At 72.1% G+C, this 24969-nt stretch carries 18 protein-coding genes; 13 read left to right on the top strand and 5 right to left on the bottom strand.

The window, feature by feature from the left end:
* The first annotated feature begins 384 nt into the window (after positions 1 to 384).
* The 4 genes from SXIN_RS13745 (at position 385) to SXIN_RS13730 (ending at position 6218) form a co-directional block, all read left to right on the top strand.
* The gene (locus tag SXIN_RS13745) at positions 385 to 2064 is read left to right on the top strand and encodes an ABC transporter substrate-binding protein (RefSeq protein ID WP_019707632.1); all 1680 of its coding nucleotides are present in this window, start codon (positions 385 to 387) and stop codon (positions 2062 to 2064) included.
* A gap of 73 nt (positions 2065 to 2137) precedes the next feature.
* Positions 2138 to 3127 carry an ABC transporter permease gene (locus tag SXIN_RS13740; protein ID WP_019707633.1) on the top strand — a complete coding sequence of 330 codons (990 nt, stop codon included), beginning with the start codon at positions 2138 to 2140 and terminating at the stop codon, positions 3125 to 3127.
* Positions 3128 to 3144: 17 nt separating this feature from the next.
* A complete protein-coding gene (locus SXIN_RS33045; RefSeq protein WP_019707634.1) occupies positions 3145 to 5196 on the top strand; it encodes a dipeptide/oligopeptide/nickel ABC transporter permease/ATP-binding protein in 2052 nt (683 codons plus the stop codon).
* On the top strand, positions 5193 to 6218 hold the full coding sequence (locus SXIN_RS13730) for an ABC transporter ATP-binding protein (RefSeq protein WP_095757048.1): 1026 nt from the start codon (positions 5193 to 5195) through the stop codon (positions 6216 to 6218). Before SXIN_RS33045 ends, SXIN_RS13730 begins: the two co-directional genes overlap by 4 nt.
* 123 nt (positions 6219 to 6341) lie before the next feature.
* Here the strand turns inward: SXIN_RS13730 and SXIN_RS13725 are convergent, their stop codons facing one another.
* Complete coding sequence (locus SXIN_RS13725) at positions 6342 to 8573, bottom strand: alpha-galactosidase (RefSeq protein ID WP_095757047.1); 2232 nt, start codon at positions 8571 to 8573, stop codon at positions 6342 to 6344.
* A gap of 179 nt (positions 8574 to 8752) precedes the next feature.
* On the opposite strand from SXIN_RS13725, the gene SXIN_RS13720 reads away from it, so the two are divergent.
* The 4 genes from SXIN_RS13720 (at position 8753) to SXIN_RS13705 (ending at position 13978) form a co-directional block, all read left to right on the top strand.
* The gene (locus tag SXIN_RS13720; RefSeq protein WP_019712095.1) at positions 8753 to 11233 is read left to right on the top strand and encodes a glycoside hydrolase family 2 protein; all 2481 of its coding nucleotides are present in this window, start codon (positions 8753 to 8755) and stop codon (positions 11231 to 11233) included.
* The gene (locus SXIN_RS13715; RefSeq protein WP_238153758.1) at positions 11234 to 12175 is read left to right on the top strand and encodes a LacI family DNA-binding transcriptional regulator; all 942 of its coding nucleotides are present in this window, start codon (positions 11234 to 11236) and stop codon (positions 12173 to 12175) included. It abuts the gene before it with no gap.
* A gap of 109 nt (positions 12176 to 12284) precedes the next feature.
* Positions 12285 to 13037 carry a GNAT family N-acetyltransferase gene (locus SXIN_RS13710; protein ID WP_019706517.1) on the top strand — a complete coding sequence of 251 codons (753 nt, stop codon included), beginning with the start codon at positions 12285 to 12287 and terminating at the stop codon, positions 13035 to 13037.
* On the top strand, positions 13034 to 13978 hold the full coding sequence (locus SXIN_RS13705; protein WP_095757046.1) for a lysophospholipid acyltransferase family protein: 945 nt from the start codon (positions 13034 to 13036) through the stop codon (positions 13976 to 13978). Before SXIN_RS13710 ends, SXIN_RS13705 begins: the two co-directional genes overlap by 4 nt.
* A gap of 172 nt (positions 13979 to 14150) precedes the next feature.
* Here the strand turns inward: SXIN_RS13705 and SXIN_RS13700 are convergent, their stop codons facing one another.
* Complete coding sequence (locus tag SXIN_RS13700) at positions 14151 to 14414, bottom strand: GlsB/YeaQ/YmgE family stress response membrane protein (RefSeq protein WP_019707636.1); 264 nt, start codon at positions 14412 to 14414, stop codon at positions 14151 to 14153.
* Positions 14415 to 14492: 78 nt separating this feature from the next.
* A complete protein-coding gene (locus SXIN_RS13695) occupies positions 14493 to 16085 on the bottom strand; it encodes an ATP-dependent DNA ligase (protein ID WP_019707637.1) in 1593 nt (530 codons plus the stop codon).
* A gap of 598 nt (positions 16086 to 16683) precedes the next feature.
* Here SXIN_RS13695 and SXIN_RS13690 point away from each other — a divergent pair.
* Positions 16684 to 16923, top strand: a complete 240-nt coding sequence (locus SXIN_RS13690) for a DUF397 domain-containing protein (RefSeq protein WP_019707638.1) — start codon at positions 16684 to 16686, stop codon at positions 16921 to 16923.
* Between the two features lie 324 nt (positions 16924 to 17247).
* On the opposite strand, the gene SXIN_RS13685 is transcribed toward SXIN_RS13690, so the two are convergent.
* Together SXIN_RS13685 and SXIN_RS13680 are read right to left on the bottom strand one after the other, a co-directional pair.
* On the bottom strand, positions 17248 to 19749 hold the full coding sequence (locus tag SXIN_RS13685; protein ID WP_039820490.1) for an ATP-dependent Clp protease ATP-binding subunit: 2502 nt from the start codon (positions 19747 to 19749) through the stop codon (positions 17248 to 17250).
* Between the two features lie 358 nt (positions 19750 to 20107).
* Positions 20108 to 20668 (bottom strand): ATP-binding protein, encoded by a 561-nt coding sequence (locus tag SXIN_RS13680; protein WP_095757045.1) that lies wholly within the window; start codon positions 20666 to 20668, stop codon positions 20108 to 20110.
* 345 nt (positions 20669 to 21013) lie between these two features.
* Between SXIN_RS13680 and SXIN_RS13675 the strand changes: the two genes are divergently transcribed.
* The 4 genes from SXIN_RS13675 (at position 21014) to SXIN_RS13660 (ending at position 24937) form a co-directional block, all read left to right on the top strand.
* Positions 21014 to 21850: a helix-turn-helix domain-containing protein gene (locus tag SXIN_RS13675; RefSeq protein WP_019707641.1), complete on the top strand. Its 837-nt coding sequence runs from the start codon at positions 21014 to 21016 to the stop codon at positions 21848 to 21850.
* An 86-nt stretch (positions 21851 to 21936) separates the two neighbouring features.
* Entirely contained in the window at positions 21937 to 23394 is a 1458-nt protein-coding gene (locus tag SXIN_RS13670) for an aldehyde dehydrogenase family protein (RefSeq protein ID WP_039820493.1), read from the top strand.
* A 211-nt stretch (positions 23395 to 23605) separates the two neighbouring features.
* Positions 23606 to 24181 (top strand): DinB family protein, encoded by a 576-nt coding sequence (locus tag SXIN_RS13665; RefSeq protein ID WP_050930695.1) that lies wholly within the window; start codon positions 23606 to 23608, stop codon positions 24179 to 24181.
* A gap of 93 nt (positions 24182 to 24274) precedes the next feature.
* On the top strand, positions 24275 to 24937 hold the full coding sequence (locus SXIN_RS13660) for a PadR family transcriptional regulator (RefSeq protein WP_019707644.1): 663 nt from the start codon (positions 24275 to 24277) through the stop codon (positions 24935 to 24937).
* The last annotated feature ends 32 nt before the right edge of the window (positions 24938 to 24969 follow it).

Genomic DNA, 24969 nt, shown 5'->3' with positions numbered 1-24969 from the left:
ATCCTCCGCCCGCGCTCGCTGTGCGCGCTCACGATATCGATGCCCTCCACAGCGGATCGCACCGCGCGAGCCTGCTTAGTTTAGCCGCTTGACGAAGTCGCTTGACGAAGTCCCCGCCGGGGAGCGGGGCCGGACGTGGACCGCGAGGACGGTCAGGGCGGAGCCGGGGCCCGTCCGCCGCCTCCGCGCTCCGTGCGCACCGCGGGATCACGGCGTGGCCGCGGAGCGGCCGGGTGGCGCGGGAGCCGCCGCATCCCGCGATCGCCGGGGTATTGACTTTCTTTATTCGGCGTCTTAACAATCTCGACACAACGACAGACGCCCCCGACGGGGCGGGCGCACCGGGCCCATCGGCGTGCCGGCCAGCGAGTGAGAGGACCGACTATGTTCCTGCAGGCAAACCGCCGGCGCGCACGCACGGCAGCGGTCGGCGCGGTGGCGGCGGCCGCGCTGCTGGCCGGGTGCTCCGGGGGCGGCGGCTCCGGAGCGTCCGACGAGACGCTGGTCGTCTACACCGGCCAGTCGGGCGACTACCAGGCCAACTTCAACCCGTACTCGCCGTCCGTGCTGGAGGGGCCCGGCACGATCTTCGAGCCGCTCTTCTTCTACAACCTCACCAAGGACGAGGAGCCGGCGCCCAGGCTCGGCACCGAGTACTCCTGGAACGAGGACGGCACCGAACTGTCCGTCTCCCTCCGTGACGACGTGACGTGGAGCGACGGTGAGAAGTTCACGGCCGACGACGTCGTCTTCACGCTCGACATGATCACCAAGCACCCGACCATGAACGGCACCGGTTACCAGGGCAGGGCCGAGGCCGTCGACGCCACCCATGTCAAGGTCACCTTCGACAAGCCGTCCTTCACGGAGGGCCCGCAGGTGCTCGGCCGCATCTGGATCGTCCCGCAGCACATCTGGGGCAAGATCGACGACCCGTCCAAGGACGTCATGAAGAAGCCGGTCGGCACCGGCCCGTTCGCGCTGGAGGCCTTCAAGGCCCAGGCGTTCACCCTGAAGGCCAACGCCGGCTACTGGGACGGCGAGCCGGCCGTCAAGAAGATCCGCTACCTCTCCCTCTCCGGCAACCAGGCGGGCGCCGACGCCCTCGCCGCCGGGAAGATCGACTGGCAGACCGGCCCGGTGCCCGAGATCGACAAGGTGGAGAAGAACTACCCCGGCTACCGGGCCATCACGGTCCCGATGAACCAGACCGTGCTGATGACCTGCGCCGCCACGGACAAGGGCTGCAAGGGCCCGCAGACCGACCCCGCCGTCCGCAAGGCGATCTACCACGCCCTGGACCGCACGCAGATCAACAAGCTCGCCTTCCAGGGCACCTCCTTCCCCATATCCCCCGGCTTCGCCCTCCCCGAGCGCGACAGGGCCCTCATCTCCGACGACCTGGAGCAGCAACTCGCGCCGATGGAGCCGGACACCGCTCAGGCGGCCGAGGTCCTGGAGGATGCCGGCTACCGGAAGAACGGCGAGGGGATCTACGCGAAGGACGGCGAGCCGCTGGAGATGACCGTCAAGGTCGTCACCGGCTGGACCGACTACATCACCGCCGTCGACACGATGGGACAGCAGCTCAAGAAGGCCGGTATCAAGGTCACCGCGCAGCAGTTGTCCTGGAACGAGTGGTCCGACGCCCGCGGCCAGGGTGAGTTCGAGCTGCTGATCGACTCGCTATACCAGGGCCCGGCGCCCGACCCGTACTACCTCTACAACTACTTCTTCTCCTCCGCGACCACGGCGAAGGTCGGCGAGGCCGCCAACCCGAACTTCTCCCGGTGGACGGACGAGACCGTCGACCAGGCGCTGGACGAGCTCAAGGAGATCAGCCGCGAGGACACCGCGGAGCGCCAGAAGCGGTTCGACACCATCCAGGCGGCCATCGAGAAGGGCCTGCCGTACATCCCCGTGCTGACCGGCGGCACCACCAGCGAGTACAACGCCGGGAAGTTCACCGGCTGGCCCACCGAGGACAACATGTACGCCTTCCCGGCGGTGTGGAGCCGTCCCGACCACTCGCAGATCTTCATGAACCTCAAGCCCGCCGAGTAGGAGCCGGGCGGACCGGGTCCGGCGGGATCAGTGAGCGGTTTCGAGGAGGAGCCATGGTGAGGGGCGGCAACCGTTGAGGTACTACATCCGGAAGCTGGCGTTCTACGTGGTCGCCCTGTGGGCCGCGCTGACGCTGAACTTCTTCATCCCGAGGCTGATGCCGGGCAATCCGGTGGACACCCTGATGGCCAGGCTCGCCCAGCGCGGCGGCTCCGTGGACCCGTCGGTCCGCCGGTCCTACGAGCTCCTCCTCGGCACCAGGACCCGGGAACCCCTGGTGGACCAGTACCTGTCGTACCTGGTCAACCTCTTCAAGGGGGACCTGGGGATCTCGGTCAGCGTCTACCCGACGCCCGCCGCCGAGGTCATCTCGCAGTCACTGCCCTGGACGATCGTGCTGGTGGGGATCGCGACCCTGCTGTCCTTCCTCATCGGCGTCACGCTCGGCATGCTCGTCGGCTGGAAGCGCGGCACCTGGCTGGACTCGCTGGTGCCCGCCACCACCGTCCTCGCGGCGGTGCCGTACTTCTGGCTGGCGCTCATCCTGGTCGCCGTGTTCGGCTCGGCTCTCCAGTGGTTTCCGCTGCTCGGCGGATACGACGTGATCCTCGACCCCGGCTGGAGCCCGGAGTTCATCGGGTCCGCGATCCACCACGGCACGCTCCCGGCGCTGACCATCGTCATCTCCTCGGTCGGCGGCTGGCTGCTGGGGATGCGCAACATGATGGTCTCCACCGTGGACGAGGACTACGTCCTCACCGCCCGCGCCAAGGGCCTGCGCGAACGCCGCATCATGACGCACTACGCGGCGCGCAACGCCGTCCTGCCGTCGGTCGCCGGCTTCGCCATCTCCCTCGGCTTCGTGGTCGCCGGATCGATCATCACCGAGCAGGTCTTCTCGTACCCGGGCATCGGCGGAAAGCTGCTGCAGGCCGTGCAGAACAACGACTACGCCCTGATGCAGGGGATCTTCCTGGTGATCACGGTGGCGGTGCTGGGCGCCAACCTCGTCGTCGACCTGCTGTACGGACTCATCGACCCCCGCACCCGAGCCGGCGCTTGAGCCGAGGAGCCGACACCGTGACGAATCTCAGCCCGGCCCTCTCCGAGACGGCCGACCCCGGCGCGCCGGACCCGGCGCCAGGCCCCGGCGGCACCGCCCCGTCCACACGGGCGCGAAGCGGCTGGCACTCCCTGGTGCCGAGGTGGTCGCCCAAGCTCGGCGTCGGCCTCGGGCTGGTGCTCGCCATCGCCCTCTTCGGCCTGATCGGCCCGCTCCTGGTGGGCGACCCGGACACCGTCCGCAACTCCGGGATGGCCCCGCCGGGTGACGGCTTCCTCCTCGGCACCACCCAGACCGGTCAGGACGTCTTCGCCCAACTGGCCCACGCCACCCGCGGATCGCTCCAGATCGGCCTGCTGGTCGGCGTCATGGCGACCCTGCTCTCCGCCTTCTTCGGGATCATCGGCGGCTACCTCGGCGGCGCGGTGGACGAGAGCTTCTCGCTGGTCTCCAACGTCATGCTCGTCATCCCCGGCCTGCCGCTGGTCATCGTCATCGCCGGCTTCGTCCCGGCGGCGCAGCGCGGCTGGTGGACCATCGCGATCGTCCTGGCGATCACCGGCTGGGCGGCCTCCTCCCGGGTGCTGCGCGCCCAGACCCTCTCGCTGCGCAACCGGGACTACGTCGCCGCGGCGCGGGTGGCGGGGGAGAAGCCCTGGCGGGTGGTCTCCGTGGAGATCCTGCCGAATCTGCTGCCGCTGCTGGCCTCGCAGTTCGTCTTCGCGGTGATCCTGGCCATCCTCAGCGAGGCGGGCCTGTCCTTCCTGGGCCTCGGCGCCTCCAACTCCTCGACGCTCGGCACGATGCTCTACTACGCGCAGAACGGCTTCGCGCTGCAGCGGGAGGCCTGGTGGTGGTTCGTACCGCCCGGCCTGATCATCGCGGCCTTCGGCTGCGGGCTCTCGCTGATCAACTTCAGCATCGACGAGATCATCAACCCCAAGCTGCGGAACATCCCCCGGAAGAAGGCCGGCGCGGTGCGGAGCACCCGGCGGGCACGGCCGTCCGGGACCCCGGACGTCCCGGCCGGTACGGAAGCCCCGGCCGCCGGGCGGGGCGGGGCCGGGGACACCGGCCACCGGGACCCCGTCCTCACCGTCCGGAACCTCAACGTCGTCTACGACGCCGAGACCCCCGTCCACGCCGTCAAGGACGTCTCGCTGACCCTGGGCCGCGGCGAGATCCTGGGCCTCGCCGGGGAATCCGGCTGCGGCAAGACCACCCTGGCCTACGCCGTCAACCGGCTCCATCTGCCGCCCGCCGAGGTCATGTCCGGCTCCGTGGTCTTCCACGACCGCGACGGCGGTGACCTCGACGTCCTCGCCCTGGAGCGGGAGGAGTTGCGCACCTTCCGCTGGTCGAAGCTGTCGATGGTGTTCCAGGGCGCGATGAACGCCCTCAACCCCGTCATCTCCGTCCACGCCCAGCTCGACGACGTCCTCACCACGCACCGCCCGGAGATGACGAGAGCCGAGCGCGCCGGGCGGTGCGCGGAGGTGCTCCGCCTCGTCGGGGTCGACCCGCGCCGGCTGGACTCGTATCCGCACGAGCTCTCCGGCGGGATGCGCCAGCGGGTCATGATCGCCATGGCGCTGCTGCTGGACCCGCAAGTGATGATCATGGACGAGCCGACCACCGCGCTCGACGTGGTGGTCCAGCGCGGCATCCTCCGGGAGATCCTGCGGTTCCGCGACGAACTCGGCTTCGCCGTCGTCTTCATCACCCACGACCTGCCGCTGCTGCTGGAACTGAGCGACCGCATCGCCGTGATGCGGGACGGCGAGGTCGTCGAGTACGCGGCCGCCGGGGAGATCAAGGACCGCCCGCGCCACCCCTACACCCGCGAGCTCCTCGACTCCTTCCCCAGCCTCACCGGCGAACGCGGATCGTTCATCCGCACCGGGGAGTCCAGCGCCCGCGGCCGCACCGCCGCGACGCAGACGCCCGTGCCGGAAGCCGCCGGGGCGGACCTGCCCGCGGCGGACGTCCCCGCCCCGGCCGGTGACGCCGGACCGTCCGAAGAACCGCCCGGAGAGCAGCAGCACCCGAACGAGAGGGCACCCCGATGACCACCCTGGAGGTACGCGACCTGGTCAAGGACTTCTCCGTCCGTTCCGGCTTCCGCCACTCCCGGCTGCGCGCGGTGGACCACGTCTCCTTCACCCTCGTGCCGGGCCGCACCGTCGCGCTCGTCGGGGAGTCCGGCTCGGGCAAGTCCACGGTGGCCCGCATGATCGCCCGGCTGGAGAAACCGACCGCGGGCACGATCGAGGCCGAGGGGCCGGACGGCAGGCGGGTGGACGACCGCTCGTACCGCCACCACGTCCAGATGGTCTTCCAGGACCCGTTCGCCTCGCTGAACCCCTTCCACACCATCGAGCACCACCTCGTCCGCCCGCTGAAGCTGCACGGCCGGGCGAAGGGGAAGGACGAACTCCGGCGACAAGTCGAACAGTTGCTGGAGCGGGTCAATCTGACGCCGGGGGCCTCCGTCGCCCAGCGCCGTCCGCACGAACTCTCCGGCGGGCAGCGGCAGCGGGTCGCCATCGCCCGCGCGCTGGCGCCCGGCGCCCAGGTCGTCATCGCCGACGAGCCCGTCTCCATGCTGGACGTCTCCATCCGGCTGGGCGTGCTCAACCTGCTCGCCCGGCTCCAGCGCGAGGACCGGCTGGCCGTCCTCTACATCACCCACGACCTCGCCACCGCACGGCACTTCTCCGACGAGATCCTGGTGATGTACCGGGGCCGGGTCGTGGAGCGCGGCGCGGCGGACGACGTCATCCTCCGCTCCCGGCACCCGTACACCCGGCTGCTGGCCTCGGCCGCCCCCGACCCGGAGTCCGGACGCGGCCGTGCCGAACTCCTCGCCGGGACGGGCGTGGAGCCGTCCGGGGCCGGGAGCCCGCCCACCACCGACTCCGGCTGTACCTTCCGCGACCGCTGCCCGCAGGCGATGGACATCTGCTCCCGCCCGGTGCCCGACCACACGGCCGGCGACGGCCACACCGCCAAGTGCTGGCTGTACGCGGAGGAGGCGAAGGACGCCCGCCCGGCCGGCCCTGCCGCGCGGGCCGGGGCGGACGCCGGCTGACCGGGCCGCGGCGGCGGCCGGCGGGCCGAGCTGCCGTGCTCACCGGTCCGGAACGTACCCGCCGTCGCGCCACCGCCCGCGACGGCGCCCGGGCCCCGCGCCCGGCCGGAAGCGGACCCGCCGTCAGTGCGGCCGGACCACCCGCTCCGCGCGCAGCAGCACCAGCCGCTCCGGGAAGAGCACCGGTGCCTGCAGCCCCGCCGCCGCGAGCACGCGCCCGGGCAGCTCGACGCCCTCCGGGGTCCACCACGGCAGTTCGGCGCCCCACCGGTGCGCGTTGCCGTCGGGTACGTCACCGGGGGGCAGGGGGCGCACCCGGTAGACGGCGTCCGGGTCCAGGCCGGGCAGCCGTACCGCGCCCGTCGGGTAGTTCGCCGAGGTGGCGGTGACCACCAGGGCGTAGACGGCCTCGGAGCCGTCCCTTGCGACCACGCCGTGCAGCTCGTGGGAGGGGTCCGGGTGGTCGGCGTGCACGGCGGTGCCCGAGTGCAGCAGCGGGCGCAGCTCCTTGTAGAGCGCGACCCACTCGGCCAGCCGTTCGACGTCCGCCGGTTCCGCCCGCGTCAGATCCCATTCGATGCCGAAGTGGCCGAAGAGGGCCGTCCCGGCGCGGAAGTCGAGCGGGTGGCGGCGGTCGGTGGTGTGCGCGGTGCCCGAGCCGACATGGGTGCCCATCAGCTCCAGCGGGATCAGCGCGTTGGTCCAGCGCTGGATCCGCTGCCGTTCCAGGGCGTCGATGCAGTCCGAGACCCACACCCGGTCGGTGCGCTCCAGGATGCCGAGGTCCACACGGGCGCCGCCGGAGGAGCAGGACTCGATCTCCACGTCCGGGTGGCGGCGGCGCAACTCGTCGAGGAGCCGGTAGACGGCGAGGGTCTGGCCGTGCACCCCGGCGCGCCCGGTGGGCCGGTGGCCGGCCTCCACCAGATCGCGGTTGTGGTCCCACTTGAGGTAGCCGATGGGGTAGGTGGTCAGCAGCTCGTCCAGCCGCCGAAGGATGTACGCGTACGCCTCCGGCCGGGCCAGGTCCAGCACCTGCTGGGAGCGGGCGGCGCCGGGGAGCCGGCCGCCGGTCGCCATGATCCAGCCGGGGTGGGCGCGGGCCAGCTCGGAGTCCTCGTTGATCATCTCCGGCTCCACCCACAGCCCGAACTCCATGCCGAGGCCGGTCACATGGTCCGTCAGCGGCCCCAGTCCGTCCGGCCAGACCTCGTCGGAGACGTACCAGTCGCCCAGGCCCCGGCGGTCGTCGCGGCGGGAGCCGAACCAGCCGTCGTCGAGGACGAAGCGCTCGGCGCCCACGGCGGCCGCCGCGTCGGCCAGCTCGCGCAGCCGGGTCAGATCGTGGTCGAAGTAGACGGCCTCCCAGGTGTTGACCACCACGGGGCGCGGGGCGGAGGGGTGGTGCGCGCGGGCGCGCAGATGGCGGTGGAAGCGGGCGGACAGCTCGTCCAGCCCGGTGCCGTGGGAGCCGTACTGCCACGGACTCGTGTACGACTCCCCCGGGGCGAGCACCACCTCGCCGGGCAGCAGCAGCTCGCCGGAGCCCAGGAGCGACACGGCGTGGAAGGTGCGTTCGGCGAAGGTGCGGTGGTTGCCGGACCAGGCGGTGTGGACGCCCCAGACCTCGCCCGAGCGGTTGCCGAAGCCGGCGCTTCCGGCGACCAGCAGATACGCGGAGTCGTAGCCGGTGCGGCCGGTGCGGTTCTCCCGCATCCGCAGGCCCTGGGTGAAGGCGGTGCGCTGCGGGCTGCGCTCGCGCAGATGGCGGCCGGTGAAGTCGAGCAGTTCGACCGCCTCGGCGGGCACGGGCAGCGTGAGGTTGACGGCGTCGACGGTGTAGGGGGTGGAGCCCTGGTTGGTCACGGTGGCGCGCTGGCGCACGAGCCCCGCGGGGGTCAGCTCGATGGTGAGGTCGAGTCCGAGCCCCGCGGTGCCGTCGGCGGCCCGCACGGTGAGCCGTCCGCCCCCGCCGCCCTCCGGCGCCTCCGCGCCGGGCGTGAGGCCGGCCCGTTCGACCCGGAAGGCGGCGGAGAAGTCCCTGCCGCCGCGGTGGCCGGAGAGCCCCGGGGTGCCCAGCCAGCCGGCCGACTGCTCGGGCAGCACGGCGACCTCGACCGGTCCGTCGACGGAGAAGCCGATGGGCTGGCAGCGCCGGGCGAGCCGCAGCGCGTCGAGCTGCGGGCCGGTCGGTTCGCCGAGGCAGGGGCCCCAGTGCAGCACCCGGGGGAGGGTGGAGCCGGAGAGGTCGATGACGAGGCTCACCCCGGCCGCGCGCAGGTGGGTGAGGCCGGAGCCGGGCCGGCCGTGCTGTCCGGGCTGTCCGTGCTGCTCGGGGGGTGGTACGGCGGTCATGTGCATCCCTTGCTGTCGGTCGCCGGGGGAACGATCGCAACGCTGTTGACTTACTTAATTCAGTGGCGTAAGAATCCAGGACGGCCCCCGGCCCGCACAAGAGGACGCACCGGCCGAATCCCTTCACCTCCGCGGGGCGCCCGCCGCGCCCCGCGGAGCCGACCTTGGAGTGATCGAGGATGATCCGTCAGACCCTGCACGCGGGATGGCAGTTGACGGCGGCCGCCGGGCCGGTGCCCGCGGACGTGGCGGGCCGGACCGTCCCCGCCCGGGTGCCCGGCAGCGCTCATCTCGACCTGCTGGCCGCTGGGCTGATCACCGACCCCTACCTCGACCGCGCCGAGGAGGAGCTGGTCTGGGCGCACCGCACCGACTGGCGCTACGCGACCACCTTCGAGGCGGAGGCGGCGCGCCCCGGCGAGCGCGTCGACCTGGCCTTCGACGGGCTGGACACCGTCGCCACCGTCGAGCTGAACGGCCGGGTGCTGGGCCGCACCGCCAATATGCACCGCTCCTACCGCTTCGACGTCCGCGAGGCCCTTCGCGAGGGCGCCAACGACCTGGTGGTCACCTTCCGCTCCGCCCTGGAGCACGCCGAGGAGATCGAACAGCGGCTCGGCCGGCGCGACCACGTCTATCCGCACCCCTTCAACATGGTCCGCAAGATGGCCTGCAGCTTCGGCTGGGACTGGGGGCCGGACCTGCAGACCGCGGGCATCTGGAAGCCGGTCCGACTGGAGCGCTGGACCACCGCCCGCATCCACCGGCTGCGGCCGCTGGTCACCGCCGGCGCGGACGGCACCGGCCGCGTCGAACTCCACGCGGACATCGAGCACGCCGACCCGGCCGCCCCCCGCGAGCTGCGGCTGACCGCCGCCGTCGCCGGCCGCGAGGGTGCCGTCACCGTCCCCGCCGGGGAGACCTCCGCGGTGCTCACCCTGGACGTCCCCGGCGTCCGGCTGTGGTGGCCGGCCGGCTACGGCGACCAGCCGCTGTACGAACTGGGCGCCGAGCTCCGCGCGGGCGGGGGCGGCCCGGCCCTCGACTCGGCCCACCGCCGCGTCGGCTTCCGCACCGTCACCGTCGACACCACCCCCGACGAGACCGGCACCCCCTTCACCCTCACCGTCAACGGCACCCCCGTCTTCGCGAAGGGCGCCAACTGGATCCCCGACGACCACTTCCTCACCCGCGTCACCCGGGAGCGCGTCACCCGCCGCGTCGAACAGGCCCTCGGCGCGCACATGAACCTGCTGCGGGTCTGGGGCGGCGGCATCTACGAGACCGAGGACTTCTACGACGTCTGCGACGAGCGCGGCGTGCTCGTCTGGCAGGACTTCCCCTTCGCCTGCGCCTCCTACCCCGAGGAGGAGCCGCTGTGGAGCGAGGTCGAGGCCGAGGCCCGCGAGAACGTCGCCCGGCTCTCCTCGCACGCCTCGCTCGCCCTCTGGAACGGCGCCAACGAGAACATGTGGGGCTACCGCGACTGGGGCTGGCCCGAGCAGCTGCGGGGCCGCACCTGGGGTCTGCGCTACTACACCGAGCTGCTGCCGTCGATCGTCGCCGAGCTCGACCCGGCCCGCTTCTACGCGGCCAACAGCCCCTACAACCCCGGCATCCCGCTCGACGAGGTCCACCCCAACGACGAGAACCACGGAACCCGCCACGAGTGGAGGGTGTGGAACGAGCGCGACTACACCACCTACCGCGACCACATCCCCCGCTTCTGCTCCGAGTTCGGCTTCCAGGGGCCTCCCACCTGGGCCACCCTCACCGACTGGGTGCACGACGAGCCCCTGACACCCACCTCGCCCTCCTTCCTGCTCCACCAGAAGGCCGAGGACGGCAACGGCAAGCTCGACCGCGGCTTCGCCCCGCACCTCCCCGCGCCCGCGACCTTCGCGGACTGGCACTGGACCACCCAGCTCAACCAGGCCCGCGCGGTCGCCTTCGGCGTCGAGCACTTCCGCTCATGGTGGCCCCGGACCGCCGGCAGTGTCGTCTGGCAGCTCAACGACTGCTGGCCGGTCACCTCCTGGGCCGCCGTCGACGGCGGCGAGCGCCCCAAGCCGCTCTGGTACGCGCTGAAGCACGCCTACGCGCCCCGGCTGCTCACCCTCCAGCCGCGCGACGGGGCCACCGTGCTCGTCGCGGTGAACGACACGGCGGAAGCCTGGACGGGCCCGGTGCGGGCGGAGCGGCAGGCGTTCGACGGCACCGTCCTGGGCACGGCTACCATCGAGCTGGACGTGAAGCCCCGGTCGGCCGTTCCGTACGCCCTCGCCGAGTCCCTGCTCGCGCCCGCCGATCCCGCCCAGGAGGTGCTCGTGCTGACGTGCGACGACGCGCGCGCCGTCCACCTCTTCCGGGAGGACGTCGAACTGGCCTACGACCCGGCACCGTTGACGGCCAAGGCCGTCGCCGTGACCGGCGGCTACCGGATCGACGTCACGGCCGCCTCCTTCGCGCGCGACGTGGCCGTGCTCGCCGACCGGCTCGCGCCCGACGCCGAGGTGGACGACATGCTGGTGCCGATCCCCGCGGGCGAGACGCACTCCTTCACCGTCCGCACCGCCGCACGGCTGGACCCGGAGCAGCTGACCGGGCCGCTGGTACTGCGCAGCGCCAACGCCCTCCACGCCCCGGCGGTGTCTTCCTGAGTGGCCGGAGCGGAGCGTGAGCCGACGGGGCGTGAGCTGACGGGAACGGGTGCGGTCGGGCTGGTGCTCGCCCGGCCCGCCCGGCTGCTCGGCGTCGAACCCTTCTTCATGGAGTTCATCGCGGGCATCGAGGAGAGCCTGGCGGAACGCGGCATGTCCCTGCTCCTCCACGTCGTCCCCGCCCAGGACGCCGAGCTGGCCGCCTACCGGCGGTGGGCCGAACGGCGGCTGGTGGACGCCGTCGCGGTCGTCAACCTCACCGCCGGCGACCGGCGGCCCGCCCGCCTGCGCGAACTCGGCCTGCCCGCCGTGCTCGTCGGCACCTGGGAGGAGGACCCGGCGGCGCCCGCCGTCCGCACCGACGACGCCGGGCCGGTACGGGAGGCGCTGGCGCGGCTGCTGGACCTGGGCCACCGGCGCATCGCACGGGTGAGCGGCCCGGCGGAGCTGCTGCACACCCGGGCGCGGACCGCCGCCCTGGAGGACGGCTGCCGCGCGGCCGGCCTGGAGCCCCCGGTCATCGTCGAGGGCGACTACTCCGCCGAGGCGGGGGAGCGGCTGACCGCCCGGCTGCTGGGCGCGGACGCGCCGCCCACCGCGATCCTCTACGACAACGACGTGATGGCGGTCGCCGGGCTGGCCGCGGCCAAGGAGCTCGGCTTCGCCGTACCGGAGCGGCTCTCCCTGATCGCCTGGGACGACTCCACCCTGTGCCGGCTGGCCTCCCCGCCGCTCACCACCATGAGCCTGGACGTGCACCAGTACGGCGTCCTGGTGGCCCGCTCCGTGCTCGAACTCGTGGACGGGCGCCCGGTCGCCGAGCGCTCGCTGCCCACCGCCCGCTATGTGGAGCGCGGCAGCACCGCTCCCTGCGCGGCCGGCGCCGAGGGCACCGCCCGTGCCGCCGGAGCGGTCGAAGCCGCCGGTACCACCGGCGCCTGAGCCGTCCGGCGGGGGCGCGCGGCCGGCGGCGTGCCGCCGTCATCCGCCCGCTGTGCCCCCCTCACCGTACGGACACCGGGCATTGGGCGGTGCCCGGCACAGTCATGGCATGCTCTCGACATCGACCGCTTCGGCGGGCACGTCCTCGTACACCATGGCGATAGCCGACACCGATGAGCTGATCCACGCCGCGCAGCGACTGCGCCACCAGGTCTTCGCGGAGGAGCGCGGCGCCCGGCTGCGCCCGACGGCCGACGGGCGGGACACCGACGCCTTCGACGACGTGATGGACCACCTCGTCGTCACCGACACGGCGACCGGCGAGGCCGTCGGCACCTACCGGCTGCTGCCCCCGGGCCGCAGCGCGCACCTGTACTCCGAAACCGAGTTCGATCTGCGCACCCTGCCCGCCGAGGTGCGCTCCTCCATGGTCGAGGCCGGCCGGGCCTGCGTGCACCCCGCGCACCGCTCGGGCGGCGTCATCAACCTCATGTGGTCCGGGCTCGCCCGCTACGTCCTGCTGTCCGGGCACCGCTATCTCGCCGGCTGCGCCTCGGTGCCGCTGGGCGACGGCGGGCAGGCGGCGGCGAACGCCTGGCTGCTGGGCACCACCCGGCACGCCGCCCCGCCCGCGCTGCGCGTCCAGCCGCTCGACCCGTGGACCCCGCCCCGCCCGGTGGACGCCCGGCCGGACCCGCTCGCCCTGCCCCCGCTGCTCCGCGGCTATCTGCGGGCCGGTGCCTGGATGTGCGGACCGCCGCAGCACGACCGGGTGTTCGGAGACGCCGACTTCTTCGTCCTGCTCGACACCGAACGGATGAACGACCGCTACCGGCGCTTCTTCCTGGGCGACCTCCGGTGAACCCCTGGGCCCCCGGCTCGTCCTGCACCCCGTCCGGCTGCGTCGCGCACACCGCTCCGCCCGTGCGCCCGGCGCCCGCCCTCCGCCGCACGGCCGCCTTCACCCGGGAACTGGCCGGAGCGCTGCGCGACGGCGACGGCATCGCCCGGCCCGAGGTGCTGCGCGGCCGGGCCCGCGCCCTGCTCGACGCCCTCGGCGTGCGGCTGGAGATCCCGGACGGCACCGTCCTGAGCGCACCGGGCGGACGCGGCGCACGGGGTGAGCCCGCGCCCGGCACCCTCGTCGTCGCCAACCACGTCTCCTGGCTCGACGCCGTCGCCCTGCTGGCCGTCGAACCGGTGACCCTGCTCGCCAAGCGCGAGGTCGGCGACTGGCCGGTGCTCGGACCGATGGTCCGGCGCGCCGGTACGCGCTTCATCGACCGCGGCAGCCTGCGCGGTCTGCCCGGCACCGTGGAGGCCCTGGCCGGACTGTTGCGCGCCGGGCGGTCCGTGGCCGTCTTCCCCGAGGGGATCACGCACTGCTCCGCACCCGGCGGCCGGTTCCGCCCGGCCGCGTTCCAGGCGGCGCTCGACGCCGGGGCGCCCGTGCGGCCCGTCACCCTCGGCTACGAGCAGGCGGGCGCCCCGAGCACCGTGGCGGCGTTCGTCGGCGAGGACGGTTTCGGCGGCTCGCTGCGCCGGGTGCTGACCGCCCGCGCGCTCACCGTCCGGGTCCGCGTCCACCCGCCGCTGCGGACGGCGCCCGGCGCGGACGACCGGCGCTCCCTGGCCGCACGCGCACAGACGCTCGTACGGGGCACGGACCCGGCCGCGCACCCCGCCGGCCCGCACCCCTCCACCCCCCGACCCGCCAGTCCGCGCCCGGCGGGCCCTCCTCCGGGCCGGGCACCCGCGGCCGTTCCCGCCGGCCGGGCGGGGCGGGATCCGGTCCGGGCCTGAATGCGCACCCGTACCCGGAACGGCGAACGCGGCGGCGGGCACGCCAGAGGCCCGGACCACTGGTCGGCGAGTGGTCCGGGCCTCCGGGAATCCCCGGACCGGTCCTCCACCGGCGGTGGGGCCGGCGCTCCCCGGCCCGCCCCTAACCCGGAGGCGGCCGGTGCCCGCGCGGTCAGGTCCGTGCCTTGGCGCGGTCGAGCGCCGCGACACCGACGGCGGCCAGCGCGATCTGGATCAGCCACTCGATCCAGTCGGGGCCGTCCGTGTCGGAGACGCCCAGCGCACCCGCGAGGGCCGTACCGATCAGCGCGGCGACGATACCGACGAGGATCGTCCACAGCACGCCGATCCGCTGCCGGCCGGGGATGACCAGCCGGCCCAGCACACCGATGATGATGCCGATGATGATCGCACTGATGATGCCCGAGATCTCCATGTCTGCCTCTCCGTACTGACTCCGTAGTGATGTGCGAACCGCGGTACGTACCGGTCCTTCTGCCCCGACATGTGCGCGTCACTCCGCGCCGCCGCGGCGCCCGCTTTCCGGGCCCGCCCGGCCCTTCCGTCCGCCCCCCGCGTACAGCGCCCGTACGGCGTCCACGGTGTCGGCCTCGGACGCCTGTTTGTCCTCGCGGTAGCGGAGCACCCGCGCGAAGCGCAGGGTGATGCCCTCCGGATAGCGGGACGAGCGCTGCACCCCGTCGAACGCGATCTCGACGACCAGCTCCGGCCGGACGACCACCCCCCACGGTTCCCGGGCGGTGGCCAGATCCAGCAGCCGCTCCGTCTGCCAGGTGAGCAGCCGGTCGGTGAGCCCCTTGAACGTCTTGCCGAGCATGGCGAACGAGCCGTCGGGCCGCCGCGCGCCGAGATGGAGGTTGGAGAGCTTGCCGCTGCGCCGCCCGTGGCCCCACTCCGCGGCGAGCACCACCAGGTCGAGGGTGTGCACCGGCTTGACCTTCAGCCAGGAGGAACCGCGCCGCCCCGCGTTGTACACCGAGTCCAGCGCCTTCAGCACGACCCCCTCGTGCCCCCGCTCCAGGGTCTCCGCGGCGAACTCCCGTACCGCACGCCGGGTCTTCTCCGTCTCCGGCGCGGCGGCCTCCAGACGCCGTACGCGCAGGGGCTCCGGCACCACCCGGGCCAGTTCGGCGTGGCGCGCGGAGGCGGGGAGTTCGAGCAGGTCGCGGCCGTCCACCGACAACAGGTCGAAGAAGACGGCGGAGAGCGGCAGCGACAGCCGGGCGGCGGAGACGTCCGCGCGCGAACCGACCCGCCCGGAGACCTCCTGGAAGGGCCGCGGCCGGCCGTCCTCCCGCAGGGCGATCACCTCACCGTCGAGCACGGCGCTCCGGGCCGCCAGTGCCCGGGCCGCCTCGGTCACCTCCGGCAGCCGGTCGGTGATCTCGTCCAGGGTGCGGGTCCAGACCCGTACGGAGTCGCCGTCCCGGTGCACCTGCACCCGGATGCCGTCGAGCTTCTCCTCCACCGCGCACGGGCCCAGCTTGTCCAGCGCCTCGTCCACGCTCTTCGCGGTGTGCGCCAGCATCGGCAGCACCGGCCGGCCGACCCGCAGCCGGAAGTCGGCGAGCGCGGCCGGCCCCCGCTCCAGCAGCACCTCGGCGACTCCACCGAGCGAACCGCCCAGCATCACGGCGCGGCGCACCTCGGCCGGCTCCGCGCCGGTGGCGGCGGCCAGCCCTTCCACGGCGAGCGCGTCCAGCGCGCCCCGCCGCGGTTCGCCGGAGAGCAGCCCGAGCAGAAACCGCTGCTCTTCCTCGGTCGCCGCCTCCAGCAGCGCGCCCACCAGCCGTTTCCGTTCCGCCAGCGCGCCGGTGCCGGAGACGGCCGCGATGGTGCCGAGCGCGGCGTCGACCTCCAGGACGGACAGCCGCGGCTCGGGCGCCGGCGGCCGGTGCTCCTTGAGGACGCTCCAGCCGACCCCGATCCGCCGCTGGGGCAGCCGGCCCGCCAGATAGGTGATGATCAGAGGAGCCTCGGCGGGCTCGGCGTCCCGGAACAGCCGGGCGAGCAGACGCGTCTTCTCCGAGCGGGCGGAGGTGGCGGCGACGTCTCTGGACGTCTCCGCGAGTTCGGCCAGCAGCATGCCGTCATCCCTACCCGCGCTCCCGCACCGCAGCCCGGGGCACCGGCATTCGGCCGCATACCGGGGATGCCTCTTCCGCTTCTTCCCACCGGTTCCGCGCGGGGGTGACCCCGGGTCCATTGGCCCTTGCCCAGCGCGACGAAGCGGGGCGCAAGGTGCGACGAAAACGGGGACGGTGTCCACGGAGAAAAGCCTCCGTGCCCCCTCTCCGAAGAAACCGGGGAAATTCCCGGCCGGGAACCAACCAGAAGAACGTTCTTCACGTCATCCATATCGACCAGAAGACCTGCATTGGGTTGCCGGCCTTCTTCTCCCGCCCCGGGGGAAGGCCCGTGGGGGTGGAGTGACGCATGTCACGGCGTGGGGTAACGGTGCTGACGTGCGCCCCCGGGAAAGCGGCGAGGGCTGGAGCGGTACCCGCCGCTCCATGGAAAAGGGGGAATTGCGGACTCCGCCGAAACCCTGCGGAGTGGTTCGCATACCGATGGTGCACGTGCAAAGGCTCATGCATGGGCATGTGAACGCGGTTATGATCCGGGCAGCCCACAACCCCCCACACATACGGCGGGATACCGCCGAGCCATTTCGGGAGAGTCCTGTGCATCACGCGTACAACGGTATGGCCGCCACGGAACTGAGGGAGGCCGTGTGGCAGAAGAGCCGGCACAGCAATTCACAGGGTGCTTGTGTGGAGTTCGCCAAGCTGCCCGGAGGTGACGTCGCGGTGCGCAACTCGCGCCACCCCGACGGGCCCGCGCTGATCTACACGCCGGCCGAGGTCGAGGCGATGCTGCTGGGCATCAAGGACGGGGAGTTCGATCACCTGATCAGGGACTGACCCGCTCCGCGGCAGACAGGCCGGGTCGCCGTCCCCGGCCGGTCCCCTGAACTCCCGGACCACCTCGCAGACCCCCACCTTCCGTACGGGCGGTCGCCGGACGCCCCGCACACTCCCACATGCCGCGCCCGCCGGGCGGGCGGCAGCGCGTACCCGGGCCGGAGCCGGCGGATCACACGGTCGAGCAGGTCGCCGGCGAGCTCCGCCACGACGCTGAGCACCGCGCTGACCTCCCACTGGGCGGCCGCCGCCGTGACGCCCTCGATCCTGGCGGCGACGCTGTCAACCCCCGGCTCAAGACGGGGAAATTCCAGCTCGGATCGGCTACTCGGCCGGACTTGCTGCGTTCGGCTCCGGCGCTTCCGCACCGCCCGAGTCGGCCGCCGGACCGAGGGCCAGTGCCAGCTCGCCGTCCTTGACATCGGCGACGACGGTGTCGTCCGGATTGAGCGAGCCGCTGAGCAGCATGTTCGAAAGGCGGTTGTCGAGCTCCGTCTGGATGGTACGGCGCAGCGGCCGGGCCCCGAACTCCGGCTGGTAGCCACGATTGGCCAGCCACTCCTTGGCGGTCTCGGTGACCTCGAGGTTGATCTGCTGGGCGTGGAGCCTGCGCCTGCTGCGTTCCAGCAGAAGGTCGACAATGCGCACCAGGTCCGCCCGGGTCAGGGCGTGGAAGACGATGATCTCGTCGATGCGGTTGAGGAACTCGGGCCGGAAATGCCCCTGGAGTTCGGCCATCAGGTCATCCCTGATGTCGTCGACCTCCCCCCGGTGGTCCAGGATGCGCTGGGAGGCGATGTTGCTGGTCATGATGACCACGGTGTGCCGGAAGTCGATCGTGCGTCCCTGGGCGTCCGTGAGCCGTCCGTCGTCCAGCACCTGCAGCAGCAGGTTGAAGACGTCCGGGTGGGCCTTCTCGACCTCGTCGAACAGCATGACGCTGTACGGCTTGCGGCGCACCGCCTCGGTGAGCTGCCCGGCCTCCTCGTAACCGACGTATCCGGGCGGGGAGCCGACGAGCCGGGAGACGGTGTGCTTCTCCTGGAACTCGCTCATGTCGAAGCGGATCATCCGGTCGGTGTCTCCGAAGAGCAGTTCCGCAAGTGCCTTGGCCAGCTCCGTCTTGCCGACACCCGTGGGTCCGAGGAAGAGGAAGCTGCCGGTTGGCCGGTCGGGGTCTCCCATGCCCGCCCGCCCGCGGCGCACGGCCTGGGAGACGGCAGTGACTGCCTCGTCCTGGCCGACCACGCGCTCGTGCAGGGCCTCTTCGAGCTTCGTGAGCCGCTCGCGCTCGGTCTCGGTGAGCTGGGAGACGGGGATGCCGGTGCGCGCGGAGAGCACATCGGCGATGTCCTCGGGAGTCACGCTGCCGGCCTCTTCCCGCTCCCCGCCGGCGCCGGCGAGTTCCCGCTCCGTCTGCCGGATCTGCCCCTTGAGCTGTGCTGCGCGTTCGTAGTCCTCGGTGCTGACGGCCTCGTCCTTCTCCCTGCGGAGCTTGGTGAGGCGGTCTTCCAGGCTCGCCGTCCCGGCCGGGGCGCCGAGGCCGCGCAGTCCCACCCGGGCTCCTGCCTGGTCCATGAGGTCGATCGCCTTGTCCGGCAGGAAGCGGTCGGTGATGTAGCGATCGGACAGGGCGGCCGCGGCGTCCAGGGACTCGTCCGTGTAACGGACCTGGTGGTGGGCCTCGTAGGAGTCGCGGAGCCCGTGCAGGATCTCGACCGTCTCCTCGACGGTGGGCTCGCGCACCATGACCGGCTGGAAGCGGCGTTCGAGGGCGGCGTCCTTCTCGATGTACCTGCGGTACTCGTCGATGGTGGTGGCGCCGACGACGCTGAGGTCGCCCCGGGCGAGCGCGGGCTTGAGGATGTTTCCGGCGTCCATGGCGCCTTCGGCGCCTCCGCCGGCGCCGACGACCGTGTGCAGCTCGTCGATGAACAGGACGATGCCGCTCTCGGACTCCGTGACCTCGTCGATCACCTTCTTCAGCCGCTCCTCGAACTCTCCCCGGTACTTGGACCCGGCGACCAGGCCGGCCATGTCGAGGCTCACGACGCGGCGGTCGCGCAGAGCCTTCGGGACCTCTCCGGCGACGATCCGCTGCGCCAGCCCTTCGACGATGGCGGTCTTGCCGACGCCGGGATCCCCGGTGAGCACGGGGTTGTTCTTGGTGCGCCGGGAAAGGACCTCCACGGTCTGCTCGATCTCCTCGGCCCGGCCGATCACCGGGTCGAGGCGTCCGCTGCGGGCCTCGTCGGTGAGGTCGCGCCCGTATTCGTCCAAGGTGGGGGTGTCGCTGTGCCCGCCCGACGGCGCCTTCCGGCCGGCTCCGCCGCCGCTCAGCGCGCCGGGGGAGACCCCCTCGGATTCCAGCGTGCGGGCGAGGTCCGAATCGTCCAGCAACGCGGTGAGGATGTGCTCCGGACCGATGTACGAGGCACCGGTCGCCTGGGAGTGGGCGTGGGCGGCAAGCAGGGCGCGCTTCGCCGCCGGCGTGAGCCCGGGGCCGCCGGTTCCGGTGGGAAGGTTCTCCTGCAGGTCCGCAGCCAGCTGGTCCGGATCAGCGCCTGCCTGCTCCAGCACCTGCCGGGCGGTCGGCACCTGCGTGGCGGCCCACAGCAGGTGCACAGTGTCGAGATCGGCCCCGTCCTCGGCCGCCCGGCCGCCTGCCGCCGCCAGCAGCTCGTGAGAGGAATCGCTGAGCAGTCGCCCGATGGGCACGCGCTGTACGGCCGGCGGCGAGGCTCCCGGACTCATGCCGAAGAAACGGTTGAAGAGATCGGAGAACGGGTCGCCGGACCCGAAGGGCGAAGTTGTCACAAGAACCATCCCGTCATGCGGGCGCCACCGCAGCGCGCAGCCTGCCGTAGTCGAAATATCCCTTACGTGACTACTCTCCGCTGGATTGTCCCGGCGCGCGAACGCGGCAGGTGAGCGACGGGCGTCCTGATGCGGAGCCGCAGATGTCACAGGCGATCGGGCACGAGGCGGCCGTGGCTCCGCGCGATTGGGGGGCGACCCACACCGGCAGTCGATCTCCGGCCGCATCCACCCTCGCCCGTGCGGCCCGGAGCATCCGGGTGAACGTGCCGTCTACGGCTCACCGGCGGAGCAGCGGCTGGAATCCCCGCTCTGCATCGGACAGTTCATGGCGACGTGTCACCCGACCATGATCCATCGGCCGAGATCATGTGACGACAGGCCCCTGGCGCACCCGGAGCGCCGGCAGCCGGAACAGTGCCCAGACGACCTTCCCGCGCAGCGTCCCCGCGAGCGGATGCCAGCCCCAGTTGTCGCTGAAGGCCTCGACGAGATGGAGTCCGCGGCCGGACTCCCCGGCGCGCTCGGGGTCCTCCGGCAGATGTCTCCCCGTGACCGGGCTGTCCCGGCTGGGGTCCCGTACGGCGCAGACCAGATGAGTGCTCCAGCGCATCAGATGCAGCCGCACGGCCGGTTCCGCCGTGCGCGTCCCCGCGGCCGGGTCCTGGCGGGCGGCGGCGGACAGGGCGTCCGGCAGCGCGTGCCGCAGCGCGTTGGTGACCAGTTCCGAGACCACCAGCGCGACCGTGTCGAAGTGGTCGTCGAGATCCCACTCCGAGAGCGCGGACCGGGTGAACCGGCGTGCGCCCCCCACCGATTCGTAGTGCGGCGCGAGCGAGCAGGTGGCGCTGCTGGAGACCGCCTCATAGCCGATGGGCGGAAGCTCCCGCCTTAACGGCTCGAGCATGGTCGATCCTTTGGTCCCCATGCGAGGCACTCCTGGCCCAAGTGGAATCGGTCGAGGCAGCCGTGCTGTGGTGCTGGGGACCATCGTTCCCAATGCGTACGCCAGATGCAAGGGCAGATGCACGTGCAGCTGACGGTATTGCCCCGGCTCACGGTGGATTGAACCGTTAATCTTCGGGCCCGGCTCCACCGGACTTCCCGCCCGTCTCCGCTTTGTGTAACCGGACCGGCACGCAACGGAGCCCGGAAGTGGCAGACTTCGCCTGTTGACGGTCGCAGTGCATCAACTACGGAGACAGGTAGTCGGCACATGAGCACAGGGCAGCCGGGAAGCGGAACGGGCGGGGCAGGAGGATCCAGTGGCTCGATGGTGCGCCGCATCCTCCTCGGCTCGCAGCTCAGACGGCTCCGCGAATCCAGGGGCGTCACCCGCGAGGCCGCGGGCTACTCGATCCGCGCCTCCGAGTCCAAGATCAGCCGGATGGAGCTGGGCCGGGTGAGCTTCAAGGCCCGGGACGTCGAGGACCTGCTCACGCTCTACGGAGTCACCGACCCGGCCGAGCGCGACGCCCTCCTGGGCCTGGCCCGGGAGGCCAATGTCGCCGGCTGGTGGCACAGCTTCGGCGATGTGCTGCCGGGCTGGTTCCAGACCTACGTCGGCCTGGAGGGCGCGGCCTCCGGCATCCTCGGCTACGAGGTGCAGTTCGTGCCCGGTCTGCTGCAGACCGAGGCCTACGCCCACGCCGTCGTCACCCGCGGCCAGCCCGACGCGCCGCCGTCGGAGATCGACCGGCGCGTCGCCCTGCGCCTGGAGCGGCAGAAGCTGCTCGTCGCCGAGCGCGGACCGGAGTTCCATCTCATCCTGGACGAGGCGGCGCTGCACCGGCCCTACGGCGACCGGGAGGTGATGCGCGGCCAGCTCCGCCATCTCACCGAGATGTCCGAGCACGCGCGGGTGACGCTCCAGATCATGCCGTTCTCCTTCGGCGGCCACGCCGGCGAGAGCGGGGCCTTCACCCTGCTGCGGTTCCCGGAGTCCGATCTCTCGGACATCGTCTATCTGGAGCAGCTCACCAGCGCGCTCTACCTCGACAAGCCCGAGGACGTCCGGCAGTACCGGCGCGTGCTGGACCGCTTGCGCGCGGACAGCCCCGACCCGGCCGCGAGCCGCGAACTCATCGGTAAAATCCTCCGGGACTACTGAGACATCAGTACGATGACAATCCGTCAGGAGTCCGATCCCTCCGCGTGCGCCCCGCCCGGCGCTCCGGTCTCCACGTCAGGGGTGGCATGTCCTACTTCGCAGATTTGGCCCACCAGTACATAGCCGGTGAGTGGAAGTCCGGCACCGGCTCGTGGGACATCATCGATTTCAACCCCTACAACGGGGACAAGCTGGCGGCCATCACCATCGCCACCGTCGACGAGGTCGACGAGGCCTACCGGGCCGCCGAGCAGGCCCAGCGCGCGTGGGCGGCCACCAACCCGTACACCCGCCGAGCGGTCTTCGAGCGGGCGCTCACCCTCATCGACGAGCGCCAGGAGGAGATCACCGAGGCGATCATCGCGGAGCTCGGCGGCACGCGCCTCAAGGCCGCCTTCGAACTCCACCTCGCCAAGGAGTTCCTGCGTGAGGCGATCCTGCTGGCGGTCCGGCCCGAGGGGCGGATCCTCCCGGCGGCCGCCGACGGCAAGGAGAACCGGGTCTACCGGCAGCCGGTCGGCGTCGTCAGCGTCATCAGCCCGTTCAACTTCCCGTTCCTGCTGTCGTTCAAATCCGTCGCCCCGGCCCTCGCCCTCGGCAACGCCGTCGTCCTCAAGCCGCACCAGAACACCCCGATCGTCGGCGGTTCCCTGGTCGCGAAGATTCTGGAGGACGCCGGTCTGCCGCCCGGTGTGCTGAACGTCGTCATCACCGACATCGCGGAGATCGGCGACGCCTTCATCGAGCACCCGGTGCCCAAGGTCATCTCCTTCACCGGCTCGGACAAGGTCGGCCGCCATGTGGGCACCGTCGCCGCCTCCCACTTCAAGCGCTCGGTTCTCGAACTCGGCGGCAACAGCGCCCTGATCGTGCTGGAGGACGCGGACCTCGACTACGCGGTCGACGCGGCGGTGTTCAGCCGCTTCGTCCACCAGGGGCAGGTCTGCATGTCCGCCAACCGCGTGCTGGTGCACCGCGCCGTCCTCGACGAGTTCACCGAGAAGTTCACCGCCAAGGTCCGCTCCCTCAAGGTGGGCGACCCGGCCGACCCGGAGACCCAGATCGGCCCGCTCATCAACCCCGCGCAGGCCGAGGCCGTCACCTCGCTGGTGGAGCGCACCATCGAGGCCGGCGCGACCGCCCTGGTCCGCGGCGGGAGCGAGGGCACCCTGGTCTCGCCCACCGTCCTCACCGATGTGCCGGAGGGCTCGGACGCCCTCTGCCAGGAGGTCTTCGGCCCGGTGGTCGTCCTCGTCCCCGTCGAGGACGAGGACGAGGCGGTACGGATCGCGAACGACACCCCGTACGGGCTCAGCGGCGCCGTCCACACGGCCGACGTCGAGCGCGGCGTGCGGGTCGCGCAGCGGATCGAGACGGGCATGATCCACGTCAACGACAGCACGGTGCACGACGAGCCGATCGTGCCGTTCGGCGGGGAGAAGCACTCCGGCCTCGGCCGGCTCAACGGTGACGCCATGATCGAGTCCTTCACCACCACCAAGTGGATCTCGATCCAGCACGGCAGGAGCGTCTTCCCCTTCTGACACCACCCGCACCACCGCACCACCGCACCACCGCACCGAGGCCCGGGCCCACCGCCCGGGCCTCCGTGCTTTTGCCGTTCCCTCGTATGTTGCGGACAGGATGTTGCGGACAGAAGCTGACCGCAAGTACCCGTAGCGTGAGGGATGTTCCGAACAACCGGTACGCATCCGGCGGGACCGGAGCGTACGCGTACAGAAAGGCCCTCCCAACATGCCCACTCTTGTGGAAGCCGAGGCCCGCGGCGACGAGCGCAGCGCCCTTCTCGCCTACCTGGAGGCACAGCGCGGAGCGGTACGGCGCTCGCTGCTCGGTCTCACGGAGGAGCAGGCGGCGCGGAAGCCGAGCGTCAGCGAACTCTCCCTCTCGGGCCTGCTCAAGCACCTGGTGGAGACGGAGGACGGCTGGGTGCGGACGGCCCGCGGCCTGAAGTACGCGACGGAGCGCGACGCCTCCAACTGGCACGAGAGCTTCGAACTGATCGGTGACGAGACGATCGCCGGCAAACTGGCCGAGTGGGACGCGGTCGCCGCCCGCACCGAGAGCTTCGTCCGCGAGGTGCCCGATCTCAACGCCGCGTTCGCGCTGCCCGAGGCGCCGTGGTTCCCGCCCGGGGCGGAGCGGTCGATGCGCTGGCTGGTCCTGACGCTGATCCAGGAGGTCGCCCGGCACGCCGGCCACGCCGACATCATCCGCGAATCCCTGGACGGGAAGACGGCGTTCGAACTGGTCGACATGGAGATCGAGGCGGAGGCGGACCGCGGCCGCCGCAAACCGGCCACCGCCTGAGAACGGCCCTCCCCGCCCCGGCCGGACCCCGCCGTCTTGGCTAGGGTGACGCCGTACGGACCGGCGGCGGGAAGCGGCAGGAGAGGACGGCCGATGTCGGCGACGCGACTGCTGGTGCTGGGCGCCGTCCGCCAGCACGGCCGGGCGCACGGCTACCAGGTCCGCGGCGACCTGGAGTACTGGGGCGCCCACGAGTGGTCCAACGTCAAGCCGGGGTCGATCTACCACGCCCTCAAGCAGATGGCGAAGGAGGGCCTGCTGCTGGCCCACGACACCGAGCCCAGCCCGGCCGGCGGCCCGCCGCGCACCGAGTACGAACTGACACCGGAGGGGGAGCGGGAGTATCTCGCGCTGCTCCGCGAGGCCCTGGTCCGGCACGACCAGAAGCCCGATCTGCTGACCGCCGGGGTCGGCTTCCTCGTCGACCTGCCCCGCGAGGAGGCCGTCTCCCTGCTGCGGCGCCGGGTGGCGGCGCTGGAGGCGTGGCGGGACGAGGTCGAGCGGGAGTGGCTGCCGACGGCGCCCCCCGAGGAGTGGGGCCACATCGGGGAGATCATGAAGCTCTGGACCCATCGCGCCGAGAGCGGCGCGGAGTGGACGCGCGGACTGATCGCCCGGCTGGAGGGCGGCGCCTACGTGATGGCCGGTGAGGGCGAGCGGTCCGTGCAGGTCCTGCCGGAGGGCGCGGAGAATCCGTTCGCGGACCGGGACGGGAAACGGGGCGAACGGGACCGGGACCGGAGCCGGGGCGCCTGAGGGGCACGGGAGGGCGGACGGCCCGGGACCGG

Origin of the sequence: Streptomyces xinghaiensis S187 (assembly GCF_000220705.2) — a bacterium.
Taxonomy (GTDB): Bacteria; Actinomycetota; Actinomycetes; order Streptomycetales; family Streptomycetaceae; genus Streptomyces; species Streptomyces xinghaiensis.
This window is presented reverse-complemented; position numbering and strand designations above follow the sequence as displayed.

What these genes read in the sequence shown, in the direction of transcription:
- SXIN_RS13725 (WP_095757047.1), bottom strand. Translation starts at nt 8,573, where the DNA reads ATGACCGCCGTACCACCCCCCGAGCAGCACGGACAGCCCGGACAGCAC.
- SXIN_RS13675 (WP_019707641.1), top strand. Translation starts at nt 21,014, where the DNA reads ATGGTGCGCCGCATCCTCCTCGGCTCGCAGCTCAGACGGCTCCGCGAA.
- SXIN_RS13695 (WP_019707637.1), bottom strand. Translation starts at nt 16,085, where the DNA reads ATGCTGCTGGCCGAACTCGCGGAGACGTCCAGAGACGTCGCCGCCACC.
- SXIN_RS13660 (WP_019707644.1), top strand. Translation starts at nt 24,275, where the DNA reads ATGTCGGCGACGCGACTGCTGGTGCTGGGCGCCGTCCGCCAGCACGGC.
- SXIN_RS13720 (WP_019712095.1), top strand. Translation starts at nt 8,753, where the DNA reads ATGATCCGTCAGACCCTGCACGCGGGATGGCAGTTGACGGCGGCCGCC.
- SXIN_RS13745 (WP_019707632.1), top strand. Translation starts at nt 385, where the DNA reads ATGTTCCTGCAGGCAAACCGCCGGCGCGCACGCACGGCAGCGGTCGGC.
- SXIN_RS13700 (WP_019707636.1), bottom strand. Translation starts at nt 14,414, where the DNA reads ATGGAGATCTCGGGCATCATCAGTGCGATCATCATCGGCATCATCATC.
- SXIN_RS13710 (WP_019706517.1), top strand. Translation starts at nt 12,285, where the DNA reads ATGCTCTCGACATCGACCGCTTCGGCGGGCACGTCCTCGTACACCATG.
- SXIN_RS13670 (WP_039820493.1), top strand. Translation starts at nt 21,937, where the DNA reads ATGTCCTACTTCGCAGATTTGGCCCACCAGTACATAGCCGGTGAGTGG.
- SXIN_RS13730 (WP_095757048.1), top strand. Translation starts at nt 5,193, where the DNA reads ATGACCACCCTGGAGGTACGCGACCTGGTCAAGGACTTCTCCGTCCGT.
- SXIN_RS13680 (WP_095757045.1), bottom strand. Translation starts at nt 20,668, where the DNA reads ATGGGGACCAAAGGATCGACCATGCTCGAGCCGTTAAGGCGGGAGCTT.
- SXIN_RS13685 (WP_039820490.1), bottom strand. Translation starts at nt 19,749, where the DNA reads ATGGTTCTTGTGACAACTTCGCCCTTCGGGTCCGGCGACCCGTTCTCC.
- SXIN_RS13665 (WP_050930695.1), top strand. Translation starts at nt 23,606, where the DNA reads ATGCCCACTCTTGTGGAAGCCGAGGCCCGCGGCGACGAGCGCAGCGCC.